12 protein-coding genes are annotated in these 15596 nt (G+C 56.5%); 9 read left to right on the forward strand and 3 right to left on the reverse strand.

The genetic code is table 11. The features are described from left to right. Positions 1 to 171 precede the first annotated feature (171 nt). The 3 genes from lon (at position 172) to QPL95_RS01765 (ending at position 5103) form a co-directional block, all read left to right on the forward strand. Entirely contained in the window at positions 172 to 2589 is a 2418-nt protein-coding gene (gene lon, locus QPL95_RS01755; protein WP_303289288.1) for an endopeptidase La, read from the forward strand. Between the two features lie 238 nt (positions 2590 to 2827). Continuing rightward, positions 2828 to 3100: an HU family DNA-binding protein gene (locus tag QPL95_RS01760; protein ID WP_303289289.1), complete on the forward strand. Its 273-nt coding sequence runs from the start codon at positions 2828 to 2830 to the stop codon at positions 3098 to 3100. A 155-nt stretch (positions 3101 to 3255) separates the two neighbouring features. After that, positions 3256 to 5103 (forward strand): SurA N-terminal domain-containing protein, encoded by a 1848-nt coding sequence (locus QPL95_RS01765; RefSeq protein WP_303289290.1) that lies wholly within the window; start codon positions 3256 to 3258, stop codon positions 5101 to 5103. 46 nt (positions 5104 to 5149) lie between these two features. On the opposite strand, the gene QPL95_RS01770 is transcribed toward QPL95_RS01765, so the two are convergent. Next, a complete protein-coding gene (locus QPL95_RS01770) occupies positions 5150 to 6025 on the reverse strand; it encodes a MurR/RpiR family transcriptional regulator (RefSeq protein ID WP_303289291.1) in 876 nt (291 codons plus the stop codon). 193 nt (positions 6026 to 6218) lie between these two features. Here QPL95_RS01770 and zwf point away from each other — a divergent pair, with 193 nt between their 5' ends. From zwf to QPL95_RS01785, 3 genes are read left to right on the forward strand one after another with little or no spacing between them, the layout of a single operon-like run. Next, positions 6219 to 7679 (forward strand): glucose-6-phosphate dehydrogenase, encoded by a 1461-nt coding sequence (gene zwf, locus QPL95_RS01775; RefSeq protein ID WP_303289292.1) that lies wholly within the window; start codon positions 6219 to 6221, stop codon positions 7677 to 7679. Beyond that, positions 7672 to 8385 (forward strand): 6-phosphogluconolactonase, encoded by a 714-nt coding sequence (pgl, locus tag QPL95_RS01780; protein WP_303289293.1) that lies wholly within the window; start codon positions 7672 to 7674, stop codon positions 8383 to 8385. The genes zwf and pgl overlap by 8 nt, the downstream gene beginning before the upstream one ends. Positions 8386 to 8418: 33 nt before the next feature. Continuing rightward, complete coding sequence (locus QPL95_RS01785; protein ID WP_303289294.1) at positions 8419 to 9078, forward strand: bifunctional 4-hydroxy-2-oxoglutarate aldolase/2-dehydro-3-deoxy-phosphogluconate aldolase; 660 nt, start codon at positions 8419 to 8421, stop codon at positions 9076 to 9078. Positions 9079 to 9085: 7 nt separating this feature from the next. Here QPL95_RS01785 and pyk read toward each other — a convergent pair whose 3' ends face one another. Beyond that, complete coding sequence (gene pyk, locus QPL95_RS01790; RefSeq protein ID WP_303289295.1) at positions 9086 to 10534, reverse strand: pyruvate kinase; 1449 nt, start codon at positions 10532 to 10534, stop codon at positions 9086 to 9088. 121 nt (positions 10535 to 10655) lie between these two features. Here pyk and edd point away from each other — a divergent pair, with 121 nt between their 5' ends. From edd to QPL95_RS01805, 3 genes are read left to right on the forward strand one after another with little or no spacing between them, the layout of a single operon-like run. Continuing rightward, on the forward strand, positions 10656 to 12476 hold the full coding sequence (gene edd / locus QPL95_RS01795; RefSeq protein ID WP_303289296.1) for a phosphogluconate dehydratase: 1821 nt from the start codon (positions 10656 to 10658) through the stop codon (positions 12474 to 12476). Beyond that, positions 12473 to 13438, forward strand: a complete 966-nt coding sequence (glk, locus tag QPL95_RS01800; RefSeq protein ID WP_303289297.1) for a glucokinase — start codon at positions 12473 to 12475, stop codon at positions 13436 to 13438. The genes edd and glk overlap by 4 nt, the downstream gene beginning before the upstream one ends. 2 nt (positions 13439 to 13440) lie before the next feature. After that, positions 13441 to 14043, forward strand: coding sequence for a uracil-DNA glycosylase family protein (locus QPL95_RS01805; RefSeq protein ID WP_303289298.1), 603 nt, complete (start codon positions 13441 to 13443; stop codon positions 14041 to 14043). Here QPL95_RS01805 and glpD read toward each other — a convergent pair. Then, entirely contained in the window at positions 14035 to 15594 is a 1560-nt protein-coding gene (gene glpD, locus QPL95_RS01810; RefSeq protein WP_303289718.1) for a glycerol-3-phosphate dehydrogenase, read from the reverse strand. The genes QPL95_RS01805 and glpD overlap by 9 nt on opposite strands. Positions 15595 to 15596 lie beyond the last annotated feature (2 nt).

The raw sequence follows: 15596 nt of genomic DNA on the forward strand, positions 1-15596 counted from the left end.
CTGGTATTTTCCGAACGCTGGATGATTTGAAAAAGGGGCGTTTAACGCCCCTTTTTCATGGCTGCCTGTAACCTGCCTGCCCTTATTTTCACTCCGTAAAAAGATTGCAATTTTTGCCTGCGCCCCAATGATGGGTGATATGCTGAATAAAATGCTGTCAGAGGATTCTCTATGACCCTTATATCCGAACAAACCGTGCAGGAATACCCGCTGCTTCCACTTCGTGATGTGGTGGTGTTCCCGCACATGGTGGTGCCGCTGTTTGTCGGCCGGGAGAAGTCCATTCAGGCGCTTGAGGCCGCGATGGAGGGCAGCAAGGAAATTCTGTTGGTCGCCCAGAAAGACGCGTCCACCGATGAGCCGGGCCCCGACGACGTTTTCAACATGGGCACCCTGGCAACCGTTTTGCAGATGCTGCGGTTACCTGACGGCACAGTAAAAGTGTTGGTTGAGGGTAACGCCCGTGCCAGCATCTCCAGTATAGAAGAAGGTGAGTTCCTGACTGGCGATGCCATCCTGATGGACGAAGACTCGTTGCCCGAGCGTGAGGAAGACGTTCTCACCAAAACGCTGATGGACGAGTTCGAGAAGTATGTGAAATTGTCCAAGAAAGTGCCGTCTGAAGTATCCAACGCGTTGACTGGCATTAACGAGATTGACCGGCTGGTGGATACCATGGCCGCGCACCTGGATATGCGCATCCCGGAGAAGCAGGAGCTGCTGGAAGCGTTGGATGTGCGTAAGCGGGTTGACCTGTTGTTGGGCAAGCTTGACGGTGAAATCGACCTGATCGAGGTTGAAAAGCGCATTCGCGGCCGCGTCAAAAAACAGATGGAGCGCAGTCAGCGGGAGTATTATCTCAACGAGCAGATGAAGGCTATCCAGAAAGAAATGGGTACCCTGGGCGAGGGCAGCAACGACTTTGAAGAGCTTGAGCAAAAACTCGAGGAGGCGGGCCTGCCGGAAGAAGCGCTGAAGAAAACCGAAGCGGAGCTGAACAAGCTCAAGATGATGTCGCCCATGTCCGCCGAAGCGACCGTGGTGCGGGGCTACATTGATTGGATGCTGGCCGTTCCCTGGAAAAAGCGTAGCAGGGTGCGCCATGATCTGGAGAAAGCCCGGGAGATTCTGGACAAAGATCACTACGGCCTGGATGAAGTCAAGAAGCGGATTCTGGAATACCTTGCTGTGCAAAGTCGGGTCAAGAAGGTCAAAGGCCCTGTGCTGTGTCTGGTGGGGCCTCCTGGAGTGGGTAAAACATCCCTTGGCCAGTCCATCGCCAAAGCGACCAACCGGAAGTACACACGGATGGCTTTGGGCGGTGTGCGCGACGAAGCGGAAATCCGAGGTCATCGTAAAACCTACATCGGGGCTTTGCCTGGCAAGCTGCTGCAGAAGCTTTCAAAGGTCGGCGTAAAGAACCCGCTGTTCCTGTTCGATGAAATTGACAAGATGGGTATGGATCATCGGGGTGACCCGGCGTCCGCCCTGCTGGAAGTGCTCGATCCGGAGCAGAACCACACGTTCAACGATCATTACCTGGAAGTAGATTACGACCTTTCAGATGTGATGTTTGTTTGTACCTCTAACTCCATGGATATTCCTCCGGCGTTGCTGGATCGAATGGAGATTATCCGGATCCCGGGTTACACCGAAGAAGAGAAGGTGAACATTGCTCTTCGGTATTTGCTGCCGAAGCAGATTCTTGCAAATGGCCTTCGCAAGGGTGAGCTGGATGTACCGGAAGAAACCATTCGTGATCTGATCCGCTATTACACTCGTGAAGCGGGTGTGCGGGGGCTGGAGCGGGAAATCGCGAAAATCTGCCGCAAGGTTGTTCGGGAGCATGTCGAGAGCAGCGACAAGGCTTCGCTGACGATCACGCAGGAGATGCTGGAAGACTACTCGGGCGTTAAAAAGTTCAAGTATGGCCTGGCGGAAGAGAGCAACCAGATTGGTCAGGTGACCGGCCTGGCATGGACGCAGGTGGGCGGTGAACTGCTGACCATTGAGTGCGCATTAACGCCGGGTAAAGGCCGGGTTGTAAAAACAGGCTCACTGGGCGACGTAATGCAGGAGTCTATTCAAACGGCGCTGACGGTGGTTCGAAGCCGGGCTTCGGGGCTTGGTGTAACCGATGATTTTCACGAAAAACACGACCTCCATGTTCACGTTCCTGAGGGTGCAACGCCGAAAGACGGCCCAAGTGCGGGTATCGGAATGTGCACAGCTCTCGTTTCTGCACTGACCAAAATACCGGTGCGTGCGGATGTGGCCATGACCGGGGAAATCACACTTCGCGGTCGTGTGCTGCCGATTGGCGGACTGAAGGAAAAGCTCCTGGCAGCCCATCGCGGGGGTATTAAAACCGTTCTGATTCCTGATGAAAATGTTCGTGATCTCAAAGAGATACCAGATAGTATCAAAGAGTCACTGGAAATCAGGCCGGTTAAATGGATTGATGAAGTGCTTGATATTGCGCTGGCTTATCCACCGAAGCCACGGGTTGAAAATGACGCCGATAAAGCGTCACCAGCCAAGGCAAATGATGAGTCCGGCGATGCTGCAGAACGCATAAATACACATTAAACCGGGGATGAGTTGTTGACATGCCCGAGAGCCCGTTGGTATAACTGTTTCGCCGTGAAGCAGCCAATACCAAGGGCTCCCGCGCAGTATGTGCCTATTCCGAACACCGGTTAATCGCCGCAAGGAATAATAAAACTGAAGAATGGAATTCTCCGACCGCTTATGCGATAGTCGAGAACGTCCTCGAAAAAACAAACCAACCTATAACATCTTCAACCTGAAATCGAAGGGGTTTAGTGTGAACAAGTCCGAACTGATCGATGCAATTGCAGAGTCCGCAGATATTTCTAAAGCTGCAGCTGGCCGTGCGCTGGATGCTATGACCAACACCATCACTGGTGCACTGAAGAAAGGCGACCAGGTTACCCTGATCGGCTTCGGTACCTTTTCTGTGAAGGACCGTGCCGCTCGTACCGGCCGTAACCCGCAGACTGGCGCTGAAATCAAGATTGCGGCCTCCAAAGTGCCTGGATTCAAGGCAGGTAAGGCCCTGAAAGACGCCGTTAAGTAACGGATCTTTCTCTGGCAGCTTCCGCTGGCGGAAGTTGCCATTAGAATTCAAGGCGCATTCCGAACAGGGTGCGCCTTTTTACGTTAAAGGCAGCCGGGGCTACACCTCACCACAATAACCACCAGCACGACCTTGAACAGGGATTCAGAAACAACATGCTTCAAGATATTCGGGATAACGCCCAGAGCACGATCGCCAAAGTTATCGTTGGCCTTTTGATTATCTCTCTTTCTATTTGGGGAATGGACGCCATTATTGGCGGTTTTACCGGAGAGCCGGAAGTGGCTACCGTTAACGGTAACGACATTACAGAGCGAGAGTTCCTGCGCACCGTTCAGCTGGAAACCCAGCAGCGTCTGATGCGGATGGAGAATCCGGACCCCTCCATGGTGGACGAAGATCAGGTTCGACAGGACGTTCTTGAGGCGCTTATCCAGGAAGCCGTCTTGACGCAGGATGCACAGAATCAGGGGCTGGGGCTGTCCGATGCAGACATTGATGCGTTGATCAGGCAGATGCCTCAGTTTCAGGTCGATGGCAAGTACAGCCCTGAGCGCTTTGCGGCCACCGTGCGCAGCGTTGGAATGGGTGTGGCTGAGTTTCGTGCCAGCATGCGCAAGAACTACGTGACCAATCAGATCCGTGCAGCGATTGCCCAAACCGGACTGGTTGCACCTGAAAATGCAGCCCAGCTGCTGGCTATGCAAAACCAGACACGGAATTTCCGTGTGTTGGCGCTTTCAGCGGATGATGTGGCTGATCGGGTTTCAGTATCAGACGAAGAAGTAGCGTCGTATTACCAGGAAAACAAGGCCCAGTTCCAGGAGCCGGAGCAGGTTGATGCTGCCTATATCACCTTGTCTCAGGGAGCGCTGGCTGCAACGATTGATGTGTCTGATGATGAAGTGCGCAGTCGGTATAACGAACGTGCGGAACAATACGCCCGGGAAGAGCGTAAAGCGGCTCACATTCTGGTTGAGGCGGGAGCCGAGGCCAACGAAACCATTACCACCATTCAGCAACGGCTGGAAGCCGGGGAGTCGTTTGCGGAGCTGGCGGCCGAGTACTCCGTCGATACCGTTTCGGCCCGAGAAGGCGGTGATCTTGGCTATGCAGGTCGGGGGGTGTACGACCAGGCGTTTGAAGAAGCGCTCTTTGCCCTTGAAAAGGGCGAGGTATCCGGACCGGTTGAAACCAGTTTCGGTATTCACCTGATCCAGCTGGCCGACGTTCGCCGCTCTGACGTTCCCACCTTCGAAGAGTTGGCAGGTCAACTGCGCCAAGAGCTTGCCCGGGAACAGGCTGCAGAGCGCTTTGCTGAGGTGCGCGCGCAACTTGCTGATGCTGCCTATGCTGCGGATGATCTTGCAGGACCTGCCAGTGAGCTTGGCCTTGAAGTGCGTGAAGTGGACGGTGTAGCCCGTACCGGTGGTACCGCGCCCTTTGATCACGCTGGACTGGTTCGTCAGGTATTCTCCGAGGACGTGCTAAAGGGAGGATATAACACGGAACTGATCGATGTAGGCGACAATGTGTCCGTCGTAGCTCGGGTCAGAACTTACCATGAGCCTCGTCAACTGGAACTGACTGATGTAAAGGAAGATATCCGTGCAACCCTGACGGCTCGCGCCACGCGTGAAGCTTTACAGGCCAAAGCTGATGAACTGGTTGCGGTGATTGAATCCGGCGATGAGCCGGAGCAGGGAAGCTGGCAGAGCTTTGAAGAGCAGGGCCGTGGTGCTGCGGGTGCTCTTAGCCCGTTTGTACTTCAGAAGGCTTTCGCGATGGCCAGACCAGAGGGTGGCCAGCCTTCGGTAGATGCGGTCGTTGATCAGCGTGAGGCAGCCGTCATTGTGTTGGAAGGAGTGAATGAGGGCGATGTAGACCGTGACGGCGCCGAGTTCCAGCAGGTCAGCCAGTTTCTCATGCAGCTCGAAGGTCAGCGTGAATACATGGCGTATCAGCAGTATCTGAGAAATACCGCTGAGGTGGATCGGAACTGATTCGTCGGCCAATAAAAAAGGGTGCTCAGGCACCCTTTTTTTTCGCTTATGAATTCAGCGGGAAGCGCGTTGCCTTGAGGCTTTCTTTGACCTTCTTCAGATGTGCCAGAAAGTCTGGGCCTCGTTTCAGTGTGACACCGGTAGCCAGGATGTCGATAACGGTCAGGTGAATGATCCGTGAAGACATGGGCATGTATACTTCCGTATCCTCTGGTGAGGTGACGCCAAGCACTGTTGTGCAAACGTCGGCCAGCGGTGACTCGGGGTTGGTGATGCCAATAACCGTGGCACCATTGGCTCGCGCCAGACGGGCTATTTCGACGGACTCCCGGGTACGTCCGGTGTACGAAATCACTACGATGGCGTGACCGACACCGGCGCCTGCAGCCACCATGCGTTGCATCAGGGCATCATCGTATGACGACACGGGAATGTTGAAGCGAAAAAATTTGTGCTGGGCATCCAGAGCAACCGACGCTGAGCCGCCCATGCCAAAGAAACTGACTTGCTTGGCTTGAATCAGGTAGTCGACTACCTTTTCAATGGCCTGAGGGTCCAGTGCCTGCCTGGCTTTGTCCAGGCTGGCAATCGTGCTGAGCATGATTTTGTCAGCATACTCGGCAGCGGCGTCATCCGGTTCAATATTTTGCCCCACATACGGTGTGCCGGTGGCGATACTCTGAGCTAACCGAATTTTGAAGTCCGGGAATCCGGTGGCAGAGAAACCCCGGCAAAACCGGTTCACTGTGGGTTCGCTGACCTCTGCGGCTCGTGCCAGTGCCGCAATGCTGTACCGGGTTGCTGCGCTCGGGTCGCGGAGGATGGCCCCAGCTACTTTGCGCTCCGATTTATTCAGTGTTTCCAGCCGGTTTTGTATCTCTTCCAGCAGATTTTCTTCTCTATGTACCGCACTTGCTGCCATACGGTTTACTCCCTGATTTGCCGGCAATTTTGGTCATGAGGTTGAGCTATTATACCTTGTGCATCCGGTTTCCCGAGTAGTAAATACGTCATAGTGGCTTGAAGCCTTGGATTATACGAAATGTGGTGTCATTATTTAGGTAAAGTTACGACATGGTTCATGGCCGCAGGCCGGCAGGAGAGTGTGAGAGCCCATGGAGACATCCTGCGATCTTATGCTGTTTGGTGCATCCGGTGACCTTGCGCAGCGAAAGCTGTTTCCGGCGCTCTATCAGTTGGATCGGGCCGGCTTGCTTGCGCCGGAAAGTCGTATTCTGGCCATTGCCAGACGAGACACAGCGGCTGAAGCATTTCGCGAGGCGTTGCTGGTAAAGCTTGAGGCGTTGGTGAGGGCCGGTGAGTTCGATCGGGAATTGGCCGGCCGGTTTGTCGCAAGGGTTGACTATCTGCGCCTCGATTTTACGGACACCGACGGTTTTCTGGCCTTGAATGCCTGGCGAAACCCCGGCAATCACCTCATTGTGTACATGGCGACGCCGCCGGGAATGTACGGTGTCATTGCCCGCAATCTGCGTGCCCAGGGCTGTTGCACTGAACGCACCCGGGTGGTGGTGGAGAAGCCGATCGGCCATGACCTTGAGTCATCCAGAGTCATTAACGACGAGCTGGCCGAGGTGTATCACGAAAGCCAGTTGTTCCGTATTGATCATTATCTGGGCAAGGAGACGGTCCAGAACCTGATCGCCCTTCGTTTTGCCAACAACCTCTTTGCCTCTCAGTGGGATCAGAACCATATCTCTCATGTCGAAATTACCGTTGCCGAGAGTATGGGCATTGAGGGGCGTTGGGGGTATTTCGATCAGGCGGGTCAGATCCGTGACATGATCCAGAACCACCTGTTGCAGCTACTTTGCCTGATCGCAATGGATCCTCCTGCAGATCTGTCGGCTGATAGCATTCGCGATGAAAAGGTGAAAGTGCTCAAGGCCCTGAAACGGATTACGCCAGACATCATGGAGCAATATGTTGTAAGGGGTCAGTACACGGCAGGTACCAGTAATGGTCAATCGGTGCCTGGCTACCTTGAGGAAGAGAGCGCTGACAAATCGAGTGAAACCGAAACCTTTGTCGCGTTGAAGGTGGAAATCGATAATTGGAGATGGTCCGGGGTACCCTTTTACATCCGAACGGGTAAACGTATGCCGGAGAAGATGTCTCAGATCATCATCCACTTCAAGCCCGCACCGCATTATATTTTTGACCCGGATCAGAAGCATCTGGCCAACAATAAGCTGATTATTCGTTTACAGCCCGATGAAGGTATGGCCCTGAAGATTTTAACCAAAGATCAGGGCCTGGATAAGGGAATGCGGTTGCGCCAGGGGCCTCTTGAACTGACCTTTTCCGAAACCTTTGATACCGACCGGATACCGGATGCCTATGAGCGCCTTTTGTGGGAGGTGATGCGGGGCAATCAGTATTTGTTTGTGCGTCGGGACGAAGTCGAATACGCCTGGCGCTGGGTTGATCAGGTTATCCGTAACTGGCACGAAAGCGGTGAACCACCGAAGCGTTATGCAGCGGGTACCTGGGGGCCGGTTGCATCCATTGCCATGATCACACGGGACGGCAGGAGCTGGTATGAAGATGTCTGAGCTTCATTTGCCGGTGGGTATAGAAACCTGCTCGATGGAGACGGCGGAATCCGTTGCCGGGGTGCTTGCTGAGGATGTTGCCCGGTTTTTGAAGCGGCGCCTTGATCAGGCTCGGGAGGCGACTCTCGTTGTCTCCGGCGGTTCAACCCCGCTGCCGTTTTTTCGGGCGTTGCGGGAGAAGCATCTGGACTGGGCCAGAGTAAAGGTCGTGCTGGCAGATGAACGCTGGGTACCGGAGAGTGATCCGGCGAGTAATACGGCTCTTGTGAAACAGCATTTACTGCAAGGGCGGGCGGGTGCAGCCCAGTTCGTTTCACTCATGCAGCCCGGCCCAGACCCAGTAAGCGCATTGCCTGCGATGGATGCTGCCGCAGGCACCTTGCCTCTGCCGCTGGATGTTGTCGTTCTGGGGATGGGCAATGATGGCCATGCCGCATCGCTGTTTCCGGATGCCCCCGAGCTGTCTGATGCCATGGACAGTGCCGGAACCCGAAAGGTCGCGGTGATGACGCCGCCGTCCCAGGCGCAAGTGCGGGTAACACTGACGATGCCGGTTTTGGCCCGTGCTCGCTTTACAGCTCTGCACCTGAAAGGTGAGAGCAAGCTCGACACACTGAGCCGGGCTGCGGATAACCCGGCTGACTGGAAAGCCATGCCGGTTCGGGCCTTTCTCAAGCCCGGGCTGAAAGTGTATTGGAGCCCCTGAGCCAGACCCTGGCCCTGTATTACGGAGCGCGTTATGCCCCAGCTATCTGAAGAGCACAAGGCACAGATTCAGGCCGCATTTATGGCCTCACCGCTGATTCCGGTGATTACCATCCATCGTCCGGAAGATGCGGTTCCGCTCTGTCGTGCCCTGGTGGCCGGTGGAATCAACGTACTGGAAATCACCCTGAGAACCGAGTTTGGCGTTGCCGCCATTCGCGATGTGCGTAAAGCGTTGCCGGAAGCGTTGGTCGGTGCCGGAACGGTTACCGGAATCGGTCAGTATCGGGAGGTGGAAGCAGCGGGTGCCCAGTTTGTGATTACGCCGGGAGTCACCGAAGCAATACTGGAGTTTGGTGTGACATCTGAAGCGCCACTGCTGCCCGGGATTGCTACGGCGTCTGAGTTAATGATGGGGTATATCCACGGTTACCGGCACTTCAAGTTTTTCCCGGCGGAGGTCTCGGGTGGAATTCCAGCGCTGAATGCCTTTGCCGGGCCCTTCCCGGACGTCATGTTTTGCCCGACCGGCGGCATTCGGAGAGACACGGCGTCCAGCTACCTCGAGCTGGCCAATGTCGCCGCTGTTGGTGGCTCCTGGCTGACGCCGGCTGCGGCTATCGAGGCCAAAGACTGGGCGGCGATTGCTGAGATCGCACGCTCCAGTCTGAAGGATATTCGGCGAGGGAAGTAGCCAGACGCTACTGGATCTGGTCGCCCACCCGCACGATTTTCATGGTGTTGGTGCCACCCTGTGCGTTGACGTAGTCACCCTTGGTAACCACCACCAGGTCGTCGTCAGTTACGACACCACGGTTGATTAGCTCAGACAAGGCCAGAACATTGACCTGGTCGTTGGGATGCTCAGCGGAATCAAAAGGAACCGTCTGAACGCCGCGGAAAAGGGCAACGCGATGCTGGGTCGAGTGATGTCGTGAAAACGCAAAAATCGGCAGGCTCGACTTGATCCGGGACATCAGCAGCGGCGTGGCACCGGTCTCCGTCAGGCAGATAATGGCGGTGACACCCTTGAGGTGATTGGCTGCATACATGGCTGACAGCGCAATGGCCTCATCGACTTTTTCCATGCTTTCGTTGATGCGATGCTTCGATTGGTGCATGGAGGGGTGGCGCTCGGCACCCATGCAGATCCTCACCATTGCCTCAACGGCTTCCAGGGGGTAGTCGCCAACGGCCGTCTCGGCAGACAACATAACGGCATCGGTATAGTCCATAACCGCGTTGGCGACGTCCGATACTTCCGCCCGTGTCGGCATCGGGTTGGTGATCATCGACTCCATCATCTGAGTGGCAGTAATCACGACACGATTAAGGACCCGTGCCCGAGCGATAATGTGCTTCTGCACTGCCACCAGTTCGGCGTCACCAATCTCTACCGCCAGATCGCCACGAGCAACCATCACGGCATCGGAGGCTTCGATGACGGCATCCAGCGCGACCGTGTCATGGGCCAGCTCAGCCCTTTCGATTTTGGCTACCAGACCCGCATTGGAGCCTGCGTCTTTCAGTAACTGGCGGGCCACATGCATGTCTTCGGCGGTGCGCACGAACGACACCGCAACATAGTCTGCACCGAGTTTGGCGGCAGTTACGATGTCTTGCCGGTCTTTGTCGGTCAGGGCGTCGGCCGACAGGCCGCCACCGCGCTTGTTAAGACCTTTGTTGTTGGACAAGGGCCCACCAATGAGCACCCTGGAGGTGATGCTGTGACTGTCTATTGACGTGACTTCCATTTCGATCCGACCATCATCCAGCACCAGGATATCGCCCGGGGATACGTCGTTGATCAGTTCTTCGTAATCAATACCGACGCACTGTTCTGTGCCGGCTTCTTTGTCCATAGCGGCATCAAGCACAAAAGTCTGGCCGCGCTGCAGGGTTATCTTGTTATTGGCGAAGCGGGCGATTCTCAGTTTCGGGCCCTGGAGATCGGCGAGCAGAGCCACGAAGCGGCCTTGTGCCTTGGCCGTTTGGCGCACCCGGCGAGCTCGTTCCATATGCTCTTCGGCGCTGCCATGGGAAAAGTTCAGGCGGGTGACGTCGACGCCGGCAGCAATGATCCCCGCCAGGGCTTCCTCACCGTCAGTAGCGGGGCCGAGTGTGGCAACAATTTTGGTGCGCCTGAGCATAGTGTTTGTCCTTAACGTGTGTCGTAATCAATAAATGGATTGAGTATGGTTGATTGAACCGGAATGACAGTCTCTAAGGAAGTACACTTACGTAGTGTGTCCATTAACGTGGGAGAGCGCCATGCAGCCTGTGATTTTGAAGGTGACCAACCGGATTATCGAGCGAAGCCGGGCTACGCGCCAGGGCTACCTGGCCAGAATGTACGCGCTCAGAGACCAGGATCCCCATCGGGGCACCCTGTCCTGCGGTAATCTGGCCCATGGGTTTGCCGCTTGCCAGCCCGGTGACAAGGATGCCCTCAAGCTGATGAACCGGGCCAATGTGGCCATTGTCTCCGCTTATAACGATATGTTGTCGGCCCATCAGCCCTACCATCGGTTTCCGGATATTATCCGGGAGGCGGCGCATGGTATGGGCTCAGTGGCCCAGTTCGCCGGCGGCACTCCCGCCATGTGTGACGGCGTTACCCAGGGGCAGCCGGGCATGGAGCTCAGTCTCTTTTCCCGGGACACCATAGCAATGAGCACGGCGGTGGCACTCAGTCACAACATGTTTGATGCGATTACCTTACTGGGTATCTGTGACAAAATTGTGCCAGGGTTGTTGATTGGCGCGCTGAGTTTCGGGCATTTACCAACGATACTGATACCGGCGGGCCCTATGCCCTCAGGGCTTCCCAACAAAGAAAAACAGCGGGTTCGACAGCTCTATGCCGAAGGCAAGATTGGCCGTGATGAACTTCTGGAAGCCGAAAGCGCGTCTTACCATAGCCCCGGTACCTGCACCTTCTACGGTACGGCCAACAGTAACCAGATGCTGGTGGAATTCATGGGCCTGCACCTGCCCGGTGCAGCGTTTATCCACCCGGATACCCCGTTGCGGGACGCTCTGACGCGCTCTGCCACCGAACAGGTAATACGCCTCTCCCGACCTCAGGGCGGCAAGCTCGGGCTGGCGGATATGGTGGATGAAAAGGCAATCGTGAACGCGCTCGTGGCGCTGCTGGTCACCGGGGGTTCCACTAATCACACCATCCACTGGATAGCCATCGCCAGGGCAGCCGGCATCCTCATCGACTGGAATGACTACGCCGAGTTGTCGTCGGCTGTGCCCTCCTTAACCCGCATTTACCCCAACGGCCAGGAAGATATCAATGCGTTTCATGAGGCGGGCGGCACGCCGTTTTTGATTCAGGAGTTGCTGAATGCCGGCTATCTGCATGAGGACGTTCAGACGGTGATGGGGCCAGGCCTTGACCAGTACACCCGAATGCCAGCGCTTGGCGGCGAGGGTCTGGAATGGCAGGCAGCGTCCCGTGACAGTCTTCGGCCCGATGTACTGAGTAGCGTTGCCCGACCGTTTGCCCCGGATGGTGGCCTGAAGGTGCTTGAGGGAAATCTCGGCCGGGGCGTGATTAAAGTATCGGCGGTGGCACCGGAGCACCATTGTGTGGAAGCCCCCGCTGTGGTGTTTGATGACCAGAACGAATTAAAAGCCGCCTTTGAAGCAGGTGATCTGGATCGTGACTGCGTGGTTGTGGTGCGCTTTCAGGGCCCGAAAGCCAATGGCATGCCGGAGTTGCACAAACTCACGCCTTACCTGGGGGTACTTCAGGATCGCGGCTTTCGGGTGGGGTTGGTGACGGACGGCAGAATGTCTGGCGCTTCGGGCAAGGTTCCGGCGGCCATCCATGTCTATCCTGAAGCTCTGGAGGGAGGGCCACTGGCAAGGGTGCAGAACGGTGATGTGATTCGCATTGATGCCGACGGGTCGCAGCTGAGCGTACAACTGGATGACGCGACCCTGGCGTCGAGAGTGTGTGCGAAAAAAGACCTGGCGGGCCAGCATCAGGGCTACGGCCGCGAATTATTCGGCTGGATGCGCCGAGATGCGGGTAACCCTGAGCAGGGCGCCAGTGTGTTCTGGGGGCATGAGGGGTGACAGCCAACACCTGTATTCTGGTTGGCGACATCGGTGGAACGCATGCGCGCTTTGCATTAGCAAAACAAGCAGGCGGAGGGCTTGAGTGTATTCAGGTGCTGCGCTGTGCTGATTATTCCGGGCCAGAAGCGGCGATAGCGGATTTTATGGGGCGGGCTAACGGGCCGGAAGTGCTGGCGGCTTGTTTTGCGGTGGCCGCGCCCGTGGCCGGTGATACGGTGTCGATGACCAATAACCACTGGGTGTTTGATCGTCCTTCTATCCAGCGGCGTTTTGGCTGGCAGCAGTTCCTGCTGGTAAACGACTATATCGCCATGGCGCTGGGTGTCCTTCAGGTGCCCGAAGCAACGCTCATTCGCCTCGGTGGCGGGGCGCCGGACAAACGTCGCCCTAAACTGATCCTGGGGCCTGGCACAGGGTTAGGGGTTTCGGCGCTGGTGCCCTCACATCAGGGCTGGTTGCCATTGGCCACGGAAGGGGGGCATGTCGACTTTGCTCCGGGGGATGAAACCGAGGCGAGCATTCTTGGCCGGTTGCGGGCGCAGTTTGGCCGGGTGTCGGTAGAGCGGCTTCTGTGCGGACCGGGCCTGGTGAATCTTTACCGTGAGCTGGCAGTCGTCAGAGGCAGGCCGGCTACTCTGAGTCTTGCTGAGGACATCTCCGCTGCGGCCTTGGCCGGAGTTGACACCCTGGCCGTTGAGACCCTGCAGCGCTTTTGCACCATCCTCGGCAGGGTGGCGGGCAATGCTGTGTTGACACTGGGCGCCTACGGCGGCGTGTATCTGAGCGGGGGCATGGTGCCGGCAATGCTCCCGTTTTTTCTTGGCAGTGGCTTCAGGGAAGAATTCGAAAACAAGGGCAGGATGACGCCGTTGCTGGCTCAGACTCCGGTGTGGGTGGTGACCGATCCCTGTACTGGATTGTACGGTGCGGCGTCGGCACTCGAACTTCCGGAGGCCTGATCGTGGAATCGCATAAGGATGAGTTGGCGAGTCTTGGTTTTGTTCAACTGGTGTCTCGCGTGCGCGCCTGCACACTGTGCCGTCAAAAACTACCCCATGAGCCTCGCCCGGTGGTTCAGTTGTCGGAATCGTCGCGCATCCTGATTGTCGGGCAGGCGCCGGGCAGGAAGGTGCATGAAACCGGTGTGCCGTTCAATGACCCCAGTGGTGACAGGCTCCGGCAGTGGATGGGTATAGGGCGTGACGCTTTTTACGATGAAAGCCGCGTGGCGATTCTACCCATGGGGTTTTGCTTTCCCGGTACCGGGAAATCCGGTGATTTGCCGCCGCTCCCGGAATGCGCGGACACCTGGCGGGAGGCATTGCTGGCAAGGCTCCGGCATGTTGAACTGACCCTGGTGATTGGCCAGTATGCCCAGGCTTGGCACCTGCCGGATAACAGGCGCCTGGTGACGGATAACGTGCAGGCCTGGCGGGAATATTGGCCCAGGCTTCTCCCAATGCCGCATCCCAGCCCCCGGAATAACCTGTGGCTGAGGCGAAACCCCTGGTTTGAGAACGAGGTTTTGCCCCGGCTACAGGCGCGGGTCAGCCAACTACTGTGACAGGGCCGGGCCAGCGCATTCAGAGGAAAAGCGCGGTGATGTCTCACAGATATAAGCACCGAGCATGCGTTTTTGTTCTTCCGTGATATACAGGCCTTGCTTGGTTCTGCGCCACAGGATGTCGTCGGGCGTCAGTGCCCATTCGTTGAAAATCAGATAATCCACTTCCTTTTGGCTCAGCGTGTCGGTGTACCAGTGGCCCATATCTTCCTGCCGGTTTGCATCACGGAGGATGTTATAGCTTTCGGTGCCGTAACTGCGCACGAAGCGGTGAATAACCGGCTGGTGCAGCCAGGGGAATTCTTCAGCAAGTTTCAGTGCCAGAGCTTCCTGGGACTGGAAATCCCCTCCTGGCAATAGTGCCTTGCGTGTCCAGGACCGGCCGGCGCCCGGGAAATATTTGCAGACCTGGTCGGTCACTGCTTCTGCCAATTTTCGGTAGGTGGTGATTTTGCCCCCAAAAACTGAAACCAGGGGTGGCTGGCCGTTGTCATCGTTTACTTCGTAGGAATAGTCTCGTGAAGCGGACTGCGCTGTGCCGCCCTCTTCGTCCATCAGTGGGCGAACCCCGGAATAACTCCAGGCGACATCGTCTGCTGTCAGCTGTCTGCGAAAGTATTGGTTTACAATATCAAGCAGGTACTCGGTTTCAGCGGGCGAGATACAGGCTTCCGAGGGATTCCCTTCATAGTCCACATCGGTGGTTCCGATCAGTGAAAAGTTGTCCTCGTAGGGGATGACAAACACAATCCGCTGGTCTTCATTCTGCAGGATATAAGCCTCAGTGCTCTGGTTAAGCCTGGGCACCACAATATGGCTGCCCTTAACCATGCGGATCTGTTTGGGTGCTTTGATACCAAGACTTTCGCCAAACAGTCTGCTGACCCACGGCCCCGTTGCATTCACAATAACGTTGGCTTTCAGGCTGTGGCGGTGGCCGTGCAGGGTGTCTTCCAGGGTGGCCAGCCAATGGCCGTCTTCCCGTTTTGCGCGAATGCAGCGGGTGCGGGTGAGGATGGTGGCACCCTTGTCTCGGGCTTTGGCGGCCGAGAGAACCACCAACCGGGCGTCGTCTACCCAGCCGTCTGAATATTCGAAACCTTTGGTGATTTCAGGCTTCAGAGGGGAGTCTGCACCAAAGCTGATGGTTCGTGAGCCGGGAAGCAGCTCCCGTTTCGCCAGGTGATCGTACAGAAACAGGCCTGTGCGGATCATCCAGGCTGGCCGCAGGTGGGGCTGATGCGGCAGCCGGAAGCGCATTGGCCACATGATGTGGGGAGCGTTTGCCAGCAGTGCTTCCCGTTCGGCGAGGGCCTCCCGCACCAGTCGGAACTCATAGTGCTCCAGATAACGCAGGCCACCGTGGATCAGTTTGCTGCTACTGGACGAGGTGGCCGAAGCCAGATCGTTCATTTCACACAGAACAACGCTGAGGCCCCGCCCGGCGGCGTCCATGGCTATGCCGGTGCCGTTAACGCCGCCACCAATGACCAGAAGGTCACAGTGGTCGGGGAACCCGCCGAGCGGGGAGGTATTTGTATTGCTTTTGATCT

The sequence above is a fragment of the Marinobacter sp. SS5-14b genome, from assembly GCF_030541005.1.
Classification (GTDB): Bacteria; Pseudomonadota; Gammaproteobacteria; order Pseudomonadales; family Oleiphilaceae; genus Marinobacter.

Excerpts from the sequence above, each read along its gene's own strand:
- lon (WP_303289288.1), top strand. The coding sequence starts at position 172 with ATGACCCTTATATCCGAACAAACCGTGCAGGAATACCCGCTGCTTCCA.
- QPL95_RS01765 (WP_303289290.1), top strand. The coding sequence starts at position 3,256 with ATGCTTCAAGATATTCGGGATAACGCCCAGAGCACGATCGCCAAAGTT.
- QPL95_RS01770 (WP_303289291.1), bottom strand. The coding sequence starts at position 6,025 with ATGGCAGCAAGTGCGGTACATAGAGAAGAAAATCTGCTGGAAGAGATA.
- zwf (WP_303289292.1), top strand. The coding sequence starts at position 6,219 with ATGGAGACATCCTGCGATCTTATGCTGTTTGGTGCATCCGGTGACCTT.
- pgl (WP_303289293.1), top strand. The coding sequence starts at position 7,672 with ATGTCTGAGCTTCATTTGCCGGTGGGTATAGAAACCTGCTCGATGGAG.
- QPL95_RS01785 (WP_303289294.1), top strand. The coding sequence starts at position 8,419 with ATGCCCCAGCTATCTGAAGAGCACAAGGCACAGATTCAGGCCGCATTT.
- pyk (WP_303289295.1), bottom strand. The coding sequence starts at position 10,534 with ATGCTCAGGCGCACCAAAATTGTTGCCACACTCGGCCCCGCTACTGAC.
- edd (WP_303289296.1), top strand. The coding sequence starts at position 10,656 with ATGCAGCCTGTGATTTTGAAGGTGACCAACCGGATTATCGAGCGAAGC.